The organism is Micromonospora sp. B9E7, from assembly GCF_039871815.1.
Taxonomy (GTDB): domain Bacteria; phylum Actinomycetota; class Actinomycetes; order Mycobacteriales; family Micromonosporaceae; genus Micromonospora.
The window spans coordinates 320,139-335,902 of the sequence record NZ_JBDPLX010000007.1 but is presented as its reverse complement, the minus strand read 5'-3'; the positions used below and the strand labels follow the sequence as shown (position 1 = coordinate 335,902).

Here is a 15,764-nt window from a genome sequence, read left to right as displayed (position 1 = left end):
ATCCTGCCCCAGCGAGGGCCGGGGGGTACATCCAATTACCGGGTGACTCGTAGCACCCGGAAGCCCTTCTGGCTGGCGCGCCGCTCCACCTGCCAGTTCTGCTCGGTGAGCCAGCGCTGCAACGAGTCACCGCCGAGGTGCCGGGCGACGACCAGCCAGCCGACGCCGTCCGGCGCGAGCCGGGGCAGCCAACGCAGCAGCAGTTCGTGCAGCCCGTCCTTACCGATCCGGATGGGTGGGTTGGACCAGATCTGGGCGAACCGGATGTCCGCCGGCACGTCGTCGGGCGCGCTGACGTGGACCCGGTCGCCGGCACCGACCCGGACCGCGTTGGCGGCGGTCAGCTCGCGGGCGCGGGCGTTGACGTCGACGGCCCAGACGGTGCTGGTCGGTGCGAGGTCGGCCAGCACGCAGCTGATCGGCCCGAATCCGCAGCCCAGGTCGAGCAGGTCGCCGTTGGTGTCGGCGGCCGGCAGCTCGGCCTTTCGCAGGAGCACCGCGGTACCTGGGTCGAGCCGGCTGGCGGAGAAGACCCCGCCGGCCGAGGCGAGCCGGTAGTCGCGGTCGGCGACGGAGAACTCGACCTCGCGTGCCGGGGCGTCGCTGGCGGGCTGAGCGGAGAAGTAGTGGTCGCCGGTCACGCCGGCAATTCTCGCACCGACCCGGGCCGGCCCTGACTCGGCCTGCACATACATTTCCTCGAAATTATCCCCAAAAGGGACAATGGCTCTTACTCTGGGCCACATGGTGTATCGGTACGAGTCCGATGAGGACGCTTTCGAGGAGTACCCGGAGCCCGGGTCCGACCTGTCGGTGCTCGGCGCCGGTCCGCCCCCGCCGGCCGGGCCCTCTCCGTCACGCTTCCCCACGCCGTCGCTGCCCCGGCCGAATCAGCTCTCGCTGCCGTCGTCCTCGGCGTCGCCCCGGTCGGTGTCGCCGTCCTCGGTATCGCCGTCCTCGGTATCGCCGTCCTCGGTATCGCCGTCCTCGGTGTCGCCGCCGCCACCGCCGCCGGCCCGTGCCGAGATCCCGCCCACCGCGCCGCGCGGCGAGATCTACACCTCGGCGACGCCGATGGAGCCACCAGCCCGGCGCGGCGGCGGCCGACTGTGGCAGGTGCTGATCGGCGGCGCAGCCGTCCTGGTGCTGCTCGCCCTCTGCGGCCTGGGTGCCGCCGCGCTACTCGCCGAACGCGACCCGCAACCGCAGTCCACCCCGACGTTCCAACCGAACGCCGCACCGACGTCCGCCCCGGCGGAACGGCTGACGCTGGACTCCCGGGACACCGACCAGGCCCCGCTCACCGCCAAGGAACTCTTCCCCGGCAAGGAGTTGAAGCTCGGCGACGGCCAGCCGACCTACCAGGTCCTCAAGACCCAGTCCAGTGGCAGTTGCGCCGTCGCCGCCACCGGCGAGGTCGCCGACCTGCTGGTCCGACTCGGCTGCAACCAGGTCGTCCGGGCCACACTGCGGACACCCGACGGGAACCACCTGGTCACCGCCGGGCTGTTCAACCTCACCGACAAGGTCAGTGCGGAACGAGCCCGGGACCGGATCCGACAGCTGCTCGACGAGCGGCAGGGTCGGTTCCGTGGCCTCACCGGCAACGAAGGCGACAACACCGGCGTGCTGGCCAGCGCCCCGGCACGGGTCGGCTGGCAGGTACGAGGGCACTACCTGGCGTACGCCCTGGTGGTCCGCGAGGACGGAACAGCGATCAAGGCGGGTGACGCCAAGGTCGGTGAGATCCTGTTCGACATGATCGAGCTGCACCTCAGCCGTGGAGTGCTGCAACAACGCGCCGACGGTGGCACCGCCGCACAGCCGACGGCAGGGCCGACCGACAACGGCACCCAGGGCGACAGCAGCGGCGAGGGCGACCTGCCGGGCAACTGACCCGACGGTCAGTCCTCGATCGGGACCCGCAGCCGGCGGGTGAGGTCGGCGCGGCGGGCGTAGTCCGCCGGATCGGCCGGGTAGCCGACCGCGACCAGCGTCAACCCCCGCGCCGGCGCCACTGTCACCTCGCTGGAGCGGGCCGCACGGGTGAGCAGGCTGCCCGGCCACTCGACCGGGCGGCGACCGTCGCCCGCCACCAGCATCGCCCCCACCAGGCTGCGCACCATCGCCTGGCAGAACGCGTCGGCCTGCACGGTGGCGACCAGGATGCCGTCCGGGTCGCGGCGCCAGTCCAGCCGGGTCACCTCGCGTAGCGTCGTCGCGTTCTCCTTGCGCCGGCAGTACGCGGCGAAGTCGTGCTCCCCGACCAGGCCGCCCGCGGCGGCGTTCAGCGCGGCCAGGTCCAGCGGCTTCGGCCAGGCCAACACCTCGTGCCGGCGCAGCGGCTCCGCACCGAAGGGCGCGTCGGTGACCCGGTACTCGTAACGTCGGAAGGTCGCCGAGAACCGGGCGTCGAAGTCGGCCGGCACCTCGGTCATCGCGCGTACCCGCACGTCGGTGGGGAGCAGCCGGGCCAGCCGCCGCAGCAGCCGCCCCTCGTGCTCCCGCCACACCTCGGCGGGCAGGTCCAGGTGACACACCTGCCCGGTGGCGTGCACACCCGCGTCGGTCCGCCCGGCCACCGTCAGCCCGGTGACCGTGCCGGCGCCGAGGACGAGGTCCAGGGTCTCGACCAGCACCCCCGCGACCGTGCGCCGGGTCGGCTGGGCGGCCCAGCCGGAGAAGTCCGTGCCGTCGTACGAGACGTCCAGCCGCAGCCGGATCCGCTCGTCCACCTCGTACCTCCTGTAACGGGTCGGGCCCGACACCCCGATGGGGTGCCGGGCCCGACAATGCCCTTGATCAGGCCTTGTTCTCGGTGGCCTCGTCGCTGTCCTCGCGGGCGGCGTCGGTGTCACCGGACGCCGACACCGGCGCCTCGGAGTCCTGGTCGGCCTGGGCCGACTTCGGGGCCTCGTCGGCCGGCGCGAGCGCCTCGACCTTGTCCTGCTGCGCGGCCTTGCGGGCGGCGGTCTTCTTGTTCACCTTCGGCTCGGCGACCTGAAGCTCTTCCACCAGCTCGATGATCGCCATCGGCGCGTTGTCACCCTTGCGCGGACCGGTCTTCACGATCCGGGTGTAACCGCCGGGGCGGTTGGAGTACCGGGGCGCGATCTGGTCGAACAGGGCGTAGACGACGTCCTTGTCCTTGACGACACCCAGCACCCGCCGACGCGAGGCGAGGTCACCGCGCTTGGCCTTGGTGATGAGCTGCTCGGCCAGCGGACGCAGCCGCCGAGCCTTCGTCTCGGTGGTCTGGATCTTGCCGTGCTGGAACAGCGCAGTGGCCAGGTTGGCCAGCATCAGCCGCTCGTGCGAGGGGCTGCCGCCGAGGCGGGGGCCCTTGGTGGGCGTGGGCATTTTTGGTGCTCCTCAGTTGTGGCGGCAGCGCGGACTAGAGCTGCTCGGTCTCGCGGTAGTCGTCGGTGTCGTAGTCGGCCTCGCCGAAGGTGTCCACGACGTGCGCCGGGTCGAAGTTCGGAGCCGAGTCCTTCAGCCCGAGACCCATCCCGGCGAGCTTCATCTTGACCTCGTCGATCGACTTCTGACCGAAGTTGCGAATGTCGAGGAGGTCGGCCTCGGTACGCCCGATGAGCTCACCAACGGAGTTGATGCCCTCGCGCTTGAGGCAGTTGTAGGAGCGGACGGTGAGGTCCAGCTCCTCGATCGGCAGAGCGAGGTCCGCCGCCAGCTGGGCGTCCTGCGGGGACGGCCCGATGTCGATGCCCTCGGCGGTCTCGTCCAGCTCCCGGGCCAGCCCGAAGAGCTCCACGAGCGTCGAACCGGCGGAGGCCAGCGCGGTACGCGGGCCCATCGACGGCTTGGTCTCGACGTCGATGATCAGCCGGTCGAAGTCGGTGCGCTGCTCCACACGGGTCGCCTCGACGCGGTAGGTCACCTTCAGCACCGGCGAGTAGATCGAGTCGACCGGGATCCGGCCGATCTCGGCACCGGACTGCTTGTTCTGCGCGGCCGTCACGTAACCCCGGCCCCGCTCGACGGTCAGCTCCATGTCGAGCCGGCCCTTGCCGTTGAGGGTGGCGAGCTTCAGATCCGGGTTGTGCACCGAGACACCGGCCGGGGGCTGGATGTCGCCCGCGGTCACGTCGCCCGGGCCCTGCTTACGCAGGTACATGCTGACCGGCTCGTCGTGCTCGGAGCTGACGCACAGCTCCTTGATGTTCATGACGAGCTCGACCACGTCCTCCTTGACACCGGGGATCGTGGTGAACTCGTGCAGCACGCCGTCGATCTTGATCGAGGTGACGGCCGCGCCCGGGATCGACGACAGCAGCGTGCGCCGCAGCGAGTTACCCAGGGTGTAGCCGAAGCCCGGCTCCAGCGGCTCGATGGCGAACCGCGACCGGGTCTCGTTGATCGACTCCTCGGACAGGGAGGGTCGCTGGCTGATGAGCATCTTTTCTCTTCTCTTCCGGGGCGCCCGCTATTTGACGCCCACGACACAAACTGTTCCGGTGGCCCGCCCCGAAGGGCGGGCCACCGAACGAGCTCGGACTACTTGGAGTAGAGCTCGACGATCAGCTGCTCCTGGACCTGCGTGTCGATGACCTGCCGGGCCGGGAGGGAGTGCACGAGCACCTTCATCTGGCTCGGGATGGCCTCAAGCCACGCCGGAACCGTCTTCGAGCCGGCCTGAGCCTGCGCGACGACGAACGGGGTGAGCTCCTTGCTCTTGCCCCGAACCTCGATGATGTCGTGCTCCTTGACGCGGTACGACGGGATGTCGACCTTCTTGCCGTTCACCGTGAAGTGACCGTGCTTGACCAGCTGGCGGGCCATGTCCCGCGAGTGGGCGTAGCCGGCCCGGTAAACGACGTTGTCCAGCCGCGACTCGAGGATCTGCAGGAGGACCTCACCGGTCTTGGCCTGCTTGCCGACGGCTTCCTCGTAGTAACCCCGGAACTGCTTCTCCAGCACGCCGTAAACCCGGCGGGCCTTCTGCTTCTCACGGAGCTGGAGCAGGTACTCCGTCTCCTTGGTGCGGCCGCGGCCGTGCTGCCCGGGCGGGAACGGCCGGGACTCGAACGGGCACTTCGGACCATCGCACTTGCTGCCCTTGAGGAACAGCTTCATCTTCTCCCGCCGGCAACGGCGGCAGTCTGCACCGGTGTAACGAGCCATCTCTCTCTACCTCTCAGACCCGGCGACGCTTCGGCGGACGGCATCCGTTGTGCGGCTGCGGGGTGACGTCGGCGATCTGCCCGACCTCGAGGCCCACGGCCTGCAGCGAACGGATGGCGGTTTCCCGGCCGGAGCCGGGGCCCTTGACGAACACGTCGACCTTGCGCATGCCGTGCTCCATGGCGCGACGCGCGGCAGCCTCGGCGGCCAGCTGCGCAGCGAACGGAGTCGACTTGCGGGAGCCCTTGAAGCCGACCTGGCCAGCGGAGGCCCAGGAGATGACCGCACCGGTCGGGTCCGTGATGGACACGATGGTGTTGTTGAACGTGCTCTTGATGTGCGCCTGCCCGTGGGCGACGTTCTTGCGTTCCTTGCGCCGGACCTTCTTTACAGCGGCTCCGGCACGAGCCTTCGGTGGCATAAGTCTGTGCGCTCCTAGTTGACTTTCCGGATTGGGTTGCGGCCTGACCCACCTCGGTGGCGGCCGACCCCGTCATCCGGTTAAGAACTACTTCTTGCCGGGCTTCTTCTTGCCGGCGACGGTCCGCTTCGGGCCCTTGCGGGTCCGGGCATTGGTCTTGGTCCGCTGGCCACGCACGGGCAGGCCCCGGCGGTGCCGGATGCCGGCGTAGCAGCCGATCTCAACCTTGCGGCGGATGTCAGCGGCGACCTCGCGGCGCAGGTCGCCTTCAACCTTGTAGTTGCCCTCGATGTGGTCGCGGAGCTGCACGAGCTCCTCGTCCGTGAGGTCCCGAGCGCGCTTGTCCGGCGAGATGCCGGTGGCGGCGAGCGTCTCCAGGGCGCGGGTGCGACCGACCCCGAAGATGTAGGTGAGCGCGATCTCCAACCGCTTTTCGCGGGGGAGATCCACGCCGACTAGACGTGCCATGTGCGGGCGTACTCCTTGTGATGTGTGGCGGAGGTGTGGACCCGTCCCACCCCGCTACCGGCCGTCCCGTCTTTCCGACGCGATAAGCGCCGGCGACCGGGATCGGTCGCTGCCCAAGCGGGCCCCGGCCTCCGACCGGGGGTCAGCCACGAAGGGAGTACGTCTCGCGTACCGCTCGCGGCTGGGACGAGCATGTGTGATGTGTGGGCTGACTCAGCCCTGGCGCTGCTTGTGGCGCGGGTCGCTGCAGATGACCATGACCCGGCCGTGCCGGCGGATAACCCGGCACTTCTGGCAGATCCTCTTGACGCTCGGCTTGACCTTCACGGTTGCCTTACTTCCCATCTGGCCCGGAGACGCGCGATGCGCGACGCCGGACGTCGAAGACGGACACGGGACTTCCCGGCCGCCGTCAGGACTACTTGTAGCGGTAGACGATGCGCCCGCGGGTCAGGTCGTACGGCGAGAGTTCGACGACGACCCGGTCCTCCGGAAGAATGCGGATGTAGTGCTGCCGCATCTTGCCGCTGATGTGAGCCAACACCTTGTGACCGTTCGCGAGCTCCACCCGGAACATGGCGTTCGGCAGGGGCTCGATGACCCGACCCTCGATCTCAATGGCTCCGTCTTTTTTCGGCATGTCCTCCGCTGTCCTGACGTCGATTGCTCCGGGCGGCCCACAACGTCTTACACGGAAATCTGACCATGATCAGAAGCCCGCGCCAGCCGCGGCTCCAGGTCCCACCGAAGCGCAGGGTGGGCATGCCGGAGTGGACGCTGTGCGCCGATCTGAAAGTGTACGCCCGCCCGCAGTCCCCCGCCAAACCGGCCACCCACAACACACCACCCCACCTGGTTGATCATGAGGTTACCCGCCGTCACGCCGCCGATTCGACAGGACAACCTCATGATCGACAGTGTGGGTGAGGGTCGGGCGCGGGTGGGATGGGGTGTGGTCCGGGCGGGCGGGGTCGGGCTGGGCCCAGCCGGGCTGGGCCGAGCGGGGCCGAGTCGGGCTGGGCCGAGCGGGGCCGAGTCGGGCTGGGCCGGGAGGGTCGGGAGGGTCGGCCGGTGGCTCGCTGGGTCGCCTTGATCCACTCGGCTTTGAGGAAACCGGGGTCTCGAACAGCCCCGGACACCACGATTTCAAGCAACCCGAGTCGATCAAGGATGTGGCCGGGTGCCGCGCGGCTCCGGTCTGGGCCAGGCCAACCCGCCGCCCCGCCGGGTGCCGTGCGGCTGCAGACCCAGGCGAGCCAACCCACTGCCCCGCCGGGTGCCGCGCGGCTGCAGACCCAGGCGAGCCAACCCACTGCCCCGCCGGGTGCCGCGCGGCTGCAGACCCAGGCCAGGTGACCGGCCGCCCGCCCGACGCCGCGCGGCTGCGGACCCAGGCCCGGCCAGCCCACTGCCCCGCCGGACGCCGGCGGAGTGCGGTTGGGTGAGGTCAGTCAGTTGCGGTGGGGTTGTTCGGTTCGTCTGATTCGGCGGCTCGCAATTCGCGCCTGCGCTCTCGCTTGGCCCGCTTGCGCTGCCGCCGGCGCTCCCGCTCAATGGCCTGACGCCGAGGCTCTCCCCCCGTCAGCCCCGTGAACGTGCGTACCACCAACACCGCCCCCCACGGCCCGGCCACCCAGACCGGCCAGAAGTAGAGCAGCTCCCCGCTGAGCAGGGAGGTGACCGCCCAGATGGTCACCACGATGGCGATCACGCGCAGGTACGGCAGCCAGACCTCGGTCAACCATCGAGCGGTCACGCCACGCGCTGCGGCGACGGGTTGGTCGCCGGGAAGGCCGGCCGGCACACCGGCGGCCGCCGCCGGGTCCAGGGCCGACCGCTGCATCGGCGTCACCGACGGCAGGTCGGTGAGCAGGGCGTCCAACTCGGCGTACGTGCGTGCGGCATACGCCCGCTGCAACCGCTCGTCGTACTCGTGCAGGTCCAGACGGCCCTCGTTGAGAGCTACCCGCAACCGTTCGGCCGCCGCCTCCCGGTCCGCGTCTGCCGCCCGCATCCCGTCGCGCCCCTCCATGCCGGCAAGCATGCCACCGCCACGCCAGTCACGCCGACCCCCGTGATCCACGCCGCGACGCTCATGATCCACACCAGGTAGCCGACCCGGCGGTATCAATTCAGCCGAATTTCGCCACATCGGCGACATGGAGTCGATCAACGGCATGCACCCGCCCGACAGGTCACGACCACGGCCCAGCCGGACCGACGCGGTCACGCACAGCCCACCCGGCCCGAGCGGTCACGACACAGCCCAGCCGGCCCAGCTGGCCGACCAGTCACGGCACAGGCCAGCCGACCCACCGGTCACGGATGACCGGCCGGGCTCGGCCGATCAGGGGGTCGTCGAGGCGGCTGACTGGCGTGCGGTGACCAGGTCGCCCAGCCGGGCGCGGCCCCCGTCGAACGCGGTCAACACCCAGACGCCGTCGGGGAGCAGAGCCATCGAGTGTTCCACGTGCGCCGCCACCGAGCCGTCCCGGGTGACCACCGTCCACCCGTCGGACAACTCGACCGTACGCGGGGACGCCATCGTGATCATCGGCTCGATGGCCAGCGCCATGCCCGGGACCAGACGGGGACCCTTGCCCGGCCGCCCGTGGTTGAGCACGTGCGGGTCCTGGTGCATCTCGGTGCCGATGCCGTGCCCGCCGTAACCGTCGACGATGCCGTACCGGCCGCCCTTGCGAACGGCGGTCTCCACCGCGTGCGAGATGTCCGTGAGCCGGCCCTTGCCGCTCGCCGCGCCACGGGCAGCGGCGGCGATGCCGGCCCACATGGCGTCCTCGGCGACCGCAGCCATCTTCAGCAGTGCCGGGTCGACGTCGCCGACCCCGACAGTGATAGCGGAGTCGCCGTGCCACCCGTCCAGCACCGCGCCGCAGTCGATGGAGATGAGGTCGCCCTCGGCAAGCACCTGCTTCGGCGAGGGTATGGCGTGCACGATCTGCTCGTTGACCGAGGAGCAGATCGACGCCGGGAAGCCGTGGTAGCCCTTGAACGACGGAACGCCGCCCGCCTCGCGGATGGTCGACTCGGCGATGGCGTCCAGATCGGCAGTGCTCACGCCGGGGGCGACGGCCTCCCGCATCCGGCGAAGCGCCTCGGCCACCACCAACCCGGCGGCCCGCATCTTCTCGATCTGGTCAGGGGTCTTCAGCTGGATGTCCAGCTGGGGACGACGCATGGAGCGATTACCTTTCGTTGCCGAACAGCGGGGCACGTCTCGCGTACCCCGCTGTTCGCACTCTATCCGCCGTGGCTCGGCCGGACCTCAGCCGCCGTACGACCGAAGGGCGTCGATGGCCCGGGTGGTGACGTCCTCCACCGGGCCGGTGGCGTCGATCCCGACCAGCTTGCCCTGGGCGCCGTAGTAGTCGACCAGGGGCGCGGTCTTCTCGCTGTATTCCCGGAGCCGGGTCGCGATCGTCTCCGGCTTGTCGTCGTCGCGCTGGAACAGCTCCGCGCCGCACCGGTCACAGATGCCGGGCCGGGTGGTGGCGTCGAACTCGACGTGCCAGATCTTTCCGCAACCTCGGCAGGTACGCCGGCCGGAGAGCCGCCGGATCACCTCGTCGTCGTCGACCACCAGCTCCAGGACCAGATCCAGGGCGGTGCCCAGGTCCGCGAGGAGCTTGTCCAGAGCAGCCGCCTGCGGAGTGGTCCGCGGGAAGCCGTCGAGCAGGAACCCCTCGCTGGCGTCGGGCTCGGCCAGCCGGTCCCGGACCATGTTGATGGTGACCTCGTCCGGAACCAGCTCGCCCGCGTCCATGTACCGCTTCGCCTCGACACCGAGCGGGGTGCCCTGGGTGACGTTCGACCGGAAGATATCCCCGGTCGAAATCTTCGGCACCGAGAGGTGCGCGGCGATGAACTCGGCCTGAGTGCCCTTGCCCGCCCCCGGCGGGCCAACCAGAACGAGTCTCATCTACCGCAGGAACCCTTCGTAGTTCCGCTGCATGAGTTGGCTCTCGATCTGCTTCACGGTCTCCAGACCGACGCCGACCATGATGAGCACAGCGGTGCCGCCGAACGGGAAGTTCTGGTACTGCTGGTTGTCCAGCCAGATGAAGAAGAAGTTCGGCAGGATCGAGATGACGCCCAGGTAGAGCGCGCCCGGCAGGGTGATCCGGCTGAGGATGAAGTCCAGGTAGTCGGCGGTCGGCTTGCCCGGGCGGATGCCCGGCACGAACCCGCCGTACTTCTTCATGTTGTCCGCGACCTCGGTCGGGTTGAACGTGATCGAGACGTAGAAGTACGTGAAGAAGATGATCAGCAGGAAGTAGACCGAGATGTAGATCGGGCTGCTCGGGTTGACCAGGTTGTTCTGGATCCACGCCTGGGTCTTGCCCGGGTCGGTCTGGTCGAAGAACTGCAGGGCCAGCTGCGGCAGGTAGAGCAGCGACGAGCCGAAGATGACCGGGATGACACCCGCCTGGTTGACCTTCAGCGGGATGTAGGTCGAGGTGCCGCCGTACATCCGCCGGCCGATCATCCGCTTGGCGTACTGCACCGGGATGCGGCGCTGCGCCTGCTCGATGAAGGTGACCGCGGTGATGACCACCAGGACCAGCACGATGACCAGGGCGAACATGTCCCAGCCCTTGCTGGTCTTGATCTGCCAACCCTCGCTGGGCAGCCGGGCCGCGATCGAGGTGAAGATCAGGACGGACATGCCGTTGCCGACGCCGCGGTCGGTGATCAGCTCACCGAGCCACATGACCATGCCGGTGCCGGCGGTCATCGTCATCACCAGGATGGACAGCGTCAGCCAGTCCGGGATGCCGGTGCCGGTGGGGATGATCGGGAACTGGTCGCACTTGTTCTGGAACAGCTGCCCAGAGCGGGCCAGGGCCACGAACGCCGAGGCCTGCAGCACACCGAGACCGAGGGTCAGGTAGCGGGTGTACTGGGTGATCTTCGCCTGGCCGGCCTGGCCCTCCTTGCGGAGCTGCTCGAGCCGGGGGATCACGACGGTCAGCAGCTGCAGGATGATCGACGCGGTGATGTAGGGCATGATGCCCAGCGCGAAGACCGAGAGCTGCAGCAGCGCTCCGCCGGAGAAGAGGTTGAGCAGGTTCACCACCCCGGTGGTGTCCCCCTGGATGGTGTCGAGGCACTTCTGCACGTTGCCGTACGAGACGCCTGGGCTGGGGAGCGTCGCACCCAGCCGGTAGACCGCGATGATGCCTACTGTGAACAGCAGCTTCTTGCGCAGGTCAGGCGTACGGAACGCACTGAGAAAGGCGGACAGCAACTTCTTCCTCCTGCGCGAGGCGGGCCGCCGGTGATCCCTGGCGGGTCGGGGTGGATCACGGGCGAGCGCCCGCAATCCATGACTGGGATGGGACTCTAACAGCCCTACCCCGCTCCGGGCAGATGCGCCCGACTACATAAATCGATTCCGATATTACCGGGCGCTAGGGCCCCAGGTAGACCATGGCGCCCGCCAGTTGCTCACAACTGGACGGGCGCCATGGGTTCTACGCCTTACAGCTCGGTGACGGAGCCACCGGCGGCAGCGATCTTCTCCTTGGCCGACGCACTGAACGCGTGCGCAGACACCTGGAGCGCCACACCGCCGAGGTCCCCGGTGCCGAGAACCTTGACCGGGTGACCCTTGCGGACCGCGCCGGCCTCGACGAGCTCCAGCGGGCCGACCTGACCACCGTTCGGGAACAGCTCAGCGAGTCGGTCCAGGTTGACCACCTGGAAGACCACCTTGAACTTGTTCTTGAAGCCCTTCATCTTCGGAAGGCGCATGTGGATGGGCATCTGCCCACCCTCGAACGCCGCCGAGATGTTCTTGCGGGCCTTGGAGCCCTTGGTACCGCGACCGGCGGTCTTGCCCTTGGAACCCTCACCGCGACCCACACGGGTCTTCGCGGTCTTGGAACCGGGCGCCGGGCGCAGGTGATGCACCTTGATCGTCATTACTCGACCTCCTCGACCTTCACGAGGTGGTTGACCGTGAAGATCATGCCGCGGATCTCGGGCCGGTCCTCCTTGACCACCACGTCGTTGATCCGCTTGAGACCGAGCGAACGCAGCGAGTCACGCTGGTTCTGCTTGGTCCCGATACCGGACCGGAGCTGGGTGACCTTCAGGCGTGCCATCAGCGCGCCACCCCCGCCCGCGACGCCAGCATGGCGGCCGGCGCGACGTCCTCCACCGGCAGACCACGACGCGCCGCGACCTGCTCGGGGGACTCAAGCCCCTTCAGGGCCGCCACGGTGGCGTGCACGATGTTGATCGGGTTCGACGAGCCGAGGCTCTTGGAGAGCACGTCGTGGATACCGGCGCACTCCAGCACGGCACGCACCGGACCACCGGCGATGACACCCGTACCGGCCGAGGCCGGCTTGAGCAGCACCACGCCGGCAGCGTCCTCACCCGTCACCGGGTGCGGGATCGACTGGCCGATACGCGGAACCTTGAAGAAGTGCTTCTTGGCCTCCTCGACACCCTTGGCGATGGCCGCGGGCACCTCCTTGGCCTTTCCGTAGCCCACGCCGACCGTGCCGTCGCCGTCGCCCACGATCACCAGGGCGGTGAAGCTGAAGCGACGACCACCCTTCACGACCTTGGCGACGCGGTTGATCGCGACGACCCGCTCAAGGTGCGGGGTCTTCTCGACGGGCGCGTTTCCGCGGCCGCCCTCACGGCGGTTGTCGCGGCGACCACCCTCGTTGCCACCGGACCCGCCGCCACGGCGCTGTTGACCTGGCATCAGCAGCCTTCCTTATCTCTCGTGACGGGGTTGTTAGAACTCGAGCCCGGCTTCGCGGGCGGCGTCGGCAAGCGCGGCGACACGCCCCGCGTACCGGTTGCCACCGCGGTCGAAGACGACCTTGGAGACGCCAGCGGCCTTGGCCCGCTCGGCGAGCAGAGCGCCCACCTTGCCGGCGAGGGCGCTCTTGTCGCCCTCCGCACCGCGCAGCGAGGCGTCCAGGGTCGACGCCGACGCCAGGGTGTGACCCTTGGAGTCGTCGACGACCTGGGCGACCATGTGCCGCAGCGAACGGGTGACGACCAGGCGCGGACGCTCGGCCGTACCGGTGACGTTCTTGCGGACGCGGAAGTGTCGACGCGCACGCCCGACGGCGCGCTTGGCGGCGACACCGCGGCGGCGCTTGAGCAGCGTGGCGCTCACTTCTTACCTGCCTTTCCGGCCTTGCGGCGGATGACCTCGCCCTGGTACTTCACGCCCTTGCCCTTGTAGGGCTCCGGCGGGCGGATCTTCCGGATGTTGGCGGCGACCTCACCGACCTGCTGCTTGTCGATGCCAGCAACGTGGAACAGGGTCGGCCGCTCCACCGTGAAGGTGATGCCCGCCGGGGCGGCGACGACCACCGGGTGCGAGAACCCGAGCGCGAACTCGAGGTCCGAACCCTTGGCGGTGACCCGGTAACCGGTGCCGGCGATCTCCAGGCTCTTGCGGTAGCCCTCGGTGACCCCGACGATCATGTTGGCAACCAGCGTACGGCTCAGGCCGTGGAGTTCCTTGGCCTTGCGCTCGTCGTTCGGCCGGTTGACGCTCAGCTGCCCGTCCTCGGCCCGCTCGATCGTGATCGGCTCGGCGAGGGTGTGCTCAAGCTGGCCCTTGGGCCCCTTGACCTTGACGGTCTGCCCGTCGATCGTGATGTCGACGCCGGTCGGTACCGGGATCGACTTACGTCCAATTCGCGACATTTCTACCTGTCTCCCGTTACCAGACGAAGGCGAGGACTTCCCCGCCAACACTCCGCTTGCGGGCCTGCCGGTCGGTCAGCAGCCCCTGGGACGTCGAAATGATCGCCACGCCCAGCCCACCGAGCACCCGCGGGAGCCCGTCCGACTTGGCGTACACCCGGAGACCGGGCTTGGACACGCGCTTGATGCCGGCCAGGCTCCGCTCGCGGTTCTGGCCGTACTTCAGCTCGACGACCAGTCGCTTGCCGACGGCGCCCTCCTCGGGCTCCTCGACCGACCAGGTGGCGATGTAACCCTCGGCCTTCAGGACCTCGGCGATGTTCGCCTTGATCTTGGAGTAGGGCATCTTCACCTGATCGTGGTACGCCTGGTTGGCGTTACGCAGACGCGTGAGCATGTCTGCGATCGGGTCGGTCATCGTCATGGATTTCGTCAGCCTTTCTCGCCGGGGTTCCCGGGGCATCAGCCCCGGGCCTACGGCGAAGAGCAATACCTAATCGGTGCAGGAGTTCCCGGCCGTCGGCCGGGACGCGGTCGCCCTTACCAGGAAGCCTTGGACACGCCCGGCAGCTCACCGCGGTGAGCCATCTCCCGGATGCAGACCCGGCAGAGCCCGAACTTGCGGTAGACCGCCTTCGGACGCCCGCACCGCTGGCAGCGGGTGTACGCGCGAACCGAGAACTTCGGCTTCGCGGCCGCCTTGATGATCAGCGCCTTCTTGGCCATCTCAGTTCTCCTTGAACGGGAAGCCCAGGAGCTTGAGCAGCGCCCGGCCCTCGTCGTCGGTCGTGGCGGTCGTGACCACCGTGATGTCCATGCCCCGCTGGCGATCGATCTTGTCCTGATCGATCTCGTGGAACACCGACTGCTCGGTCAGACCGAACGTGTAGTTGCCGTGCCCGTCCAGCTTGCGCCCGTCGAGACCGCGGAAGTCGCGGATACGCGGAAGCGCGATGGAGAGCAGCCGGTCCAGGAACTCCCACATCCGGTCGCCGCGAAGGGTGACCTTCGCGCCGATCGGCATGCCCTCGCGGAGCTTGAACTGCGCGATGGACTTGGTCGCCCGCCGCACCTGCGGCTTCTGGCCGGTGATCGTGGCGAGGTCACGGACCGCACCGTCGATCAGCTTGGCGTCACGAGCAGCCTCGCCGACACCCATGTTGACGACGATCTTGACCAGCCGCGGCACCTGCATGGGGTTGCCGTAGCTGTGCTGCTCGCGCAGCTGGGCCACGATCTCGTTGCGGTACCGCTCCTTGAGGCGCGGCATGGTCTTTTCGGTAGCCGTGGTCATCACAGGTCCTTACCGGTGCTACGCGCGATGCGGACCTTCTGGCCGTTGTCGTCGATCCGGTAACCGACGCGGGTCGGCTTGCCGTCGGAGTCCAGGACCTGCACGTTCGAGACGTGGATCGGGGCCTCCTGGGTGACGATGCCGCCGGTCTTGGCGCCACGCTGGGTGGTGCTGATGCGGGTGTGCTTCTTGACCCGGTTCACGCCCTCGACCAGGACCTTGTCCTGCCGCGGGTAGGCCTGAATGACCTTGCCCTTGGCACCCTTGTCCTTGCCGGCGATGACGACGACCGTGTCGCCCTTCTTGACCTTCACGGTCACAACACCTCCGGCGCGAGGGAAATAATCTTCATGAACCGCTTGTCCCGCAGCTCCCGGCCCACCGGGCCGAAGATACGGGTACCACGCGGGTCCCCACCGTCCTTGATGATGACGGCGGCGTTCTCGTCGAAGCGGATGTACGAGCCGTCCGGCCGCCGCTTCTCCTTGGCCGTGCGAACGACGACAGCCTTGACGACGTCGCCCTTCTTCACACCGGCACCCGGGATCGCGTCCTTGACCGTGGCCACGATGACGTCGCCGATGCTCGCGTAGCGCCGACCCGAGCCACCGAGAACCCGGATGCACAGGATCTCCCGAGCACCCGTGTTGTCGGCGACGCGCAGTCGCGACTCCTGCTGAATCACGTCTATCTCCTATGTCTGCCGGTTCTCCGGCCGCCGTAGCGGCCGGAGCC

24 protein-coding genes are annotated in these 15,764 nt (G+C 68.7%); 1 reads left to right on the top strand and 23 read right to left on the bottom strand.

Annotated features, from left to right (window positions below):
• Positions 1 to 35 precede the first annotated feature (35 nt).
• Positions 36 to 641, bottom strand: coding sequence for a methyltransferase (locus ABGB10_RS15005; RefSeq protein ID WP_347661468.1), 606 nt, complete (start codon positions 639 to 641; stop codon positions 36 to 38).
• Positions 642 to 744: 103 nt separating this feature from the next.
• Between ABGB10_RS15005 and ABGB10_RS15000 the strand changes: the two genes are divergently transcribed.
• The gene (locus tag ABGB10_RS15000) at positions 745 to 1,896 is read left to right on the top strand and encodes a hypothetical protein (RefSeq protein WP_347661439.1); all 1,152 of its coding nucleotides are present in this window, start codon (positions 745 to 747) and stop codon (positions 1,894 to 1,896) included.
• An 8-nt stretch (positions 1,897 to 1,904) separates the two neighbouring features.
• On the opposite strand, the gene truA is transcribed toward ABGB10_RS15000, so the two are convergent.
• The 22 genes from truA to rplN form a co-directional block, all read right to left on the bottom strand.
• A complete protein-coding gene (gene truA / locus ABGB10_RS14995) occupies positions 1,905 to 2,735 on the bottom strand; it encodes a tRNA pseudouridine(38-40) synthase TruA (RefSeq protein WP_347661438.1) in 831 nt (276 codons plus the stop codon).
• 67 nt (positions 2,736 to 2,802) lie between these two features.
• Positions 2,803 to 3,360 (bottom strand): 50S ribosomal protein L17, encoded by a 558-nt coding sequence (gene rplQ, locus ABGB10_RS14990; RefSeq protein WP_347661437.1) that lies wholly within the window; start codon positions 3,358 to 3,360, stop codon positions 2,803 to 2,805.
• Positions 3,361 to 3,394: 34 nt separating this feature from the next.
• Positions 3,395 to 4,417: a DNA-directed RNA polymerase subunit alpha gene (locus ABGB10_RS14985; RefSeq protein WP_007465227.1), complete on the bottom strand. Its 1,023-nt coding sequence runs from the start codon at positions 4,415 to 4,417 to the stop codon at positions 3,395 to 3,397.
• Positions 4,418 to 4,515: 98 nt separating this feature from the next.
• The gene (rpsD, locus tag ABGB10_RS14980) at positions 4,516 to 5,142 is read right to left on the bottom strand and encodes a 30S ribosomal protein S4 (protein ID WP_007465229.1); all 627 of its coding nucleotides are present in this window, start codon (positions 5,140 to 5,142) and stop codon (positions 4,516 to 4,518) included.
• A 13-nt stretch (positions 5,143 to 5,155) separates the two neighbouring features.
• Positions 5,156 to 5,563: a 30S ribosomal protein S11 gene (gene rpsK, locus ABGB10_RS14975; protein WP_030329919.1), complete on the bottom strand. Its 408-nt coding sequence runs from the start codon at positions 5,561 to 5,563 to the stop codon at positions 5,156 to 5,158.
• An 87-nt stretch (positions 5,564 to 5,650) separates the two neighbouring features.
• Positions 5,651 to 6,031: a 30S ribosomal protein S13 gene (rpsM, locus tag ABGB10_RS14970; protein ID WP_030329917.1), complete on the bottom strand. Its 381-nt coding sequence runs from the start codon at positions 6,029 to 6,031 to the stop codon at positions 5,651 to 5,653.
• Positions 6,032 to 6,244: 213 nt separating this feature from the next.
• Entirely contained in the window at positions 6,245 to 6,358 is a 114-nt protein-coding gene (gene rpmJ / locus ABGB10_RS14965; protein ID WP_088952025.1) for a 50S ribosomal protein L36, read from the bottom strand.
• Between the two features lie 91 nt (positions 6,359 to 6,449).
• On the bottom strand, positions 6,450 to 6,671 hold the full coding sequence (infA, locus tag ABGB10_RS14960) for a translation initiation factor IF-1 (protein WP_007073013.1): 222 nt from the start codon (positions 6,669 to 6,671) through the stop codon (positions 6,450 to 6,452).
• A gap of 807 nt (positions 6,672 to 7,478) precedes the next feature.
• Complete coding sequence (locus ABGB10_RS14955; RefSeq protein ID WP_347661436.1) at positions 7,479 to 8,063, bottom strand: DUF1707 domain-containing protein; 585 nt, start codon at positions 8,061 to 8,063, stop codon at positions 7,479 to 7,481.
• A 315-nt stretch (positions 8,064 to 8,378) separates the two neighbouring features.
• The gene (gene map, locus ABGB10_RS14950; RefSeq protein ID WP_347661435.1) at positions 8,379 to 9,230 is read right to left on the bottom strand and encodes a type I methionyl aminopeptidase; all 852 of its coding nucleotides are present in this window, start codon (positions 9,228 to 9,230) and stop codon (positions 8,379 to 8,381) included.
• An 87-nt stretch (positions 9,231 to 9,317) separates the two neighbouring features.
• A complete protein-coding gene (locus tag ABGB10_RS14945; protein ID WP_088950228.1) occupies positions 9,318 to 9,971 on the bottom strand; it encodes an adenylate kinase in 654 nt (217 codons plus the stop codon).
• Entirely contained in the window at positions 9,972 to 11,300 is a 1,329-nt protein-coding gene (gene secY / locus ABGB10_RS14940; protein WP_347661434.1) for a preprotein translocase subunit SecY, read from the bottom strand.
• A 233-nt stretch (positions 11,301 to 11,533) separates the two neighbouring features.
• Positions 11,534 to 11,977: a 50S ribosomal protein L15 gene (gene rplO / locus ABGB10_RS14935; protein WP_088987584.1), complete on the bottom strand. Its 444-nt coding sequence runs from the start codon at positions 11,975 to 11,977 to the stop codon at positions 11,534 to 11,536.
• Positions 11,977 to 12,159 carry a 50S ribosomal protein L30 gene (rpmD, locus tag ABGB10_RS14930; protein WP_030329904.1) on the bottom strand — a complete coding sequence of 61 codons (183 nt, stop codon included), beginning with the start codon at positions 12,157 to 12,159 and terminating at the stop codon, positions 11,977 to 11,979. Before rpmD ends, rplO begins: the two co-directional genes overlap by 1 nt.
• The gene (gene rpsE / locus ABGB10_RS14925) at positions 12,159 to 12,773 is read right to left on the bottom strand and encodes a 30S ribosomal protein S5 (protein WP_007465263.1); all 615 of its coding nucleotides are present in this window, start codon (positions 12,771 to 12,773) and stop codon (positions 12,159 to 12,161) included. Before rpsE ends, rpmD begins: the two co-directional genes overlap by 1 nt.
• Before the next feature lie 33 nt (positions 12,774 to 12,806).
• Positions 12,807 to 13,184, bottom strand: a complete 378-nt coding sequence (gene rplR, locus ABGB10_RS14920) for a 50S ribosomal protein L18 (protein WP_347403535.1) — start codon at positions 13,182 to 13,184, stop codon at positions 12,807 to 12,809.
• 8 nt (positions 13,185 to 13,192) lie between these two features.
• A complete protein-coding gene (gene rplF, locus ABGB10_RS14915) occupies positions 13,193 to 13,735 on the bottom strand; it encodes a 50S ribosomal protein L6 (protein ID WP_145778899.1) in 543 nt (180 codons plus the stop codon).
• Between the two features lie 16 nt (positions 13,736 to 13,751).
• The gene (rpsH, locus tag ABGB10_RS14910) at positions 13,752 to 14,159 is read right to left on the bottom strand and encodes a 30S ribosomal protein S8 (RefSeq protein ID WP_007465270.1); all 408 of its coding nucleotides are present in this window, start codon (positions 14,157 to 14,159) and stop codon (positions 13,752 to 13,754) included.
• Positions 14,160 to 14,275: 116 nt separating this feature from the next.
• Positions 14,276 to 14,461 carry a type Z 30S ribosomal protein S14 gene (locus ABGB10_RS14905; RefSeq protein WP_007465272.1) on the bottom strand — a complete coding sequence of 62 codons (186 nt, stop codon included), beginning with the start codon at positions 14,459 to 14,461 and terminating at the stop codon, positions 14,276 to 14,278.
• Position 14,462: 1 nt separating this feature from the next.
• On the bottom strand, positions 14,463 to 15,029 hold the full coding sequence (rplE, locus tag ABGB10_RS14900) for a 50S ribosomal protein L5 (RefSeq protein WP_088987580.1): 567 nt from the start codon (positions 15,027 to 15,029) through the stop codon (positions 14,463 to 14,465).
• Complete coding sequence (gene rplX, locus ABGB10_RS14895; protein WP_172899047.1) at positions 15,029 to 15,349, bottom strand: 50S ribosomal protein L24; 321 nt, start codon at positions 15,347 to 15,349, stop codon at positions 15,029 to 15,031. The genes rplE and rplX overlap by 1 nt, the downstream gene beginning before the upstream one ends.
• Entirely contained in the window at positions 15,346 to 15,714 is a 369-nt protein-coding gene (gene rplN, locus ABGB10_RS14890; protein WP_007073026.1) for a 50S ribosomal protein L14, read from the bottom strand. The genes rplX and rplN overlap by 4 nt, the downstream gene beginning before the upstream one ends.
• Positions 15,715 to 15,764 lie beyond the last annotated feature (50 nt).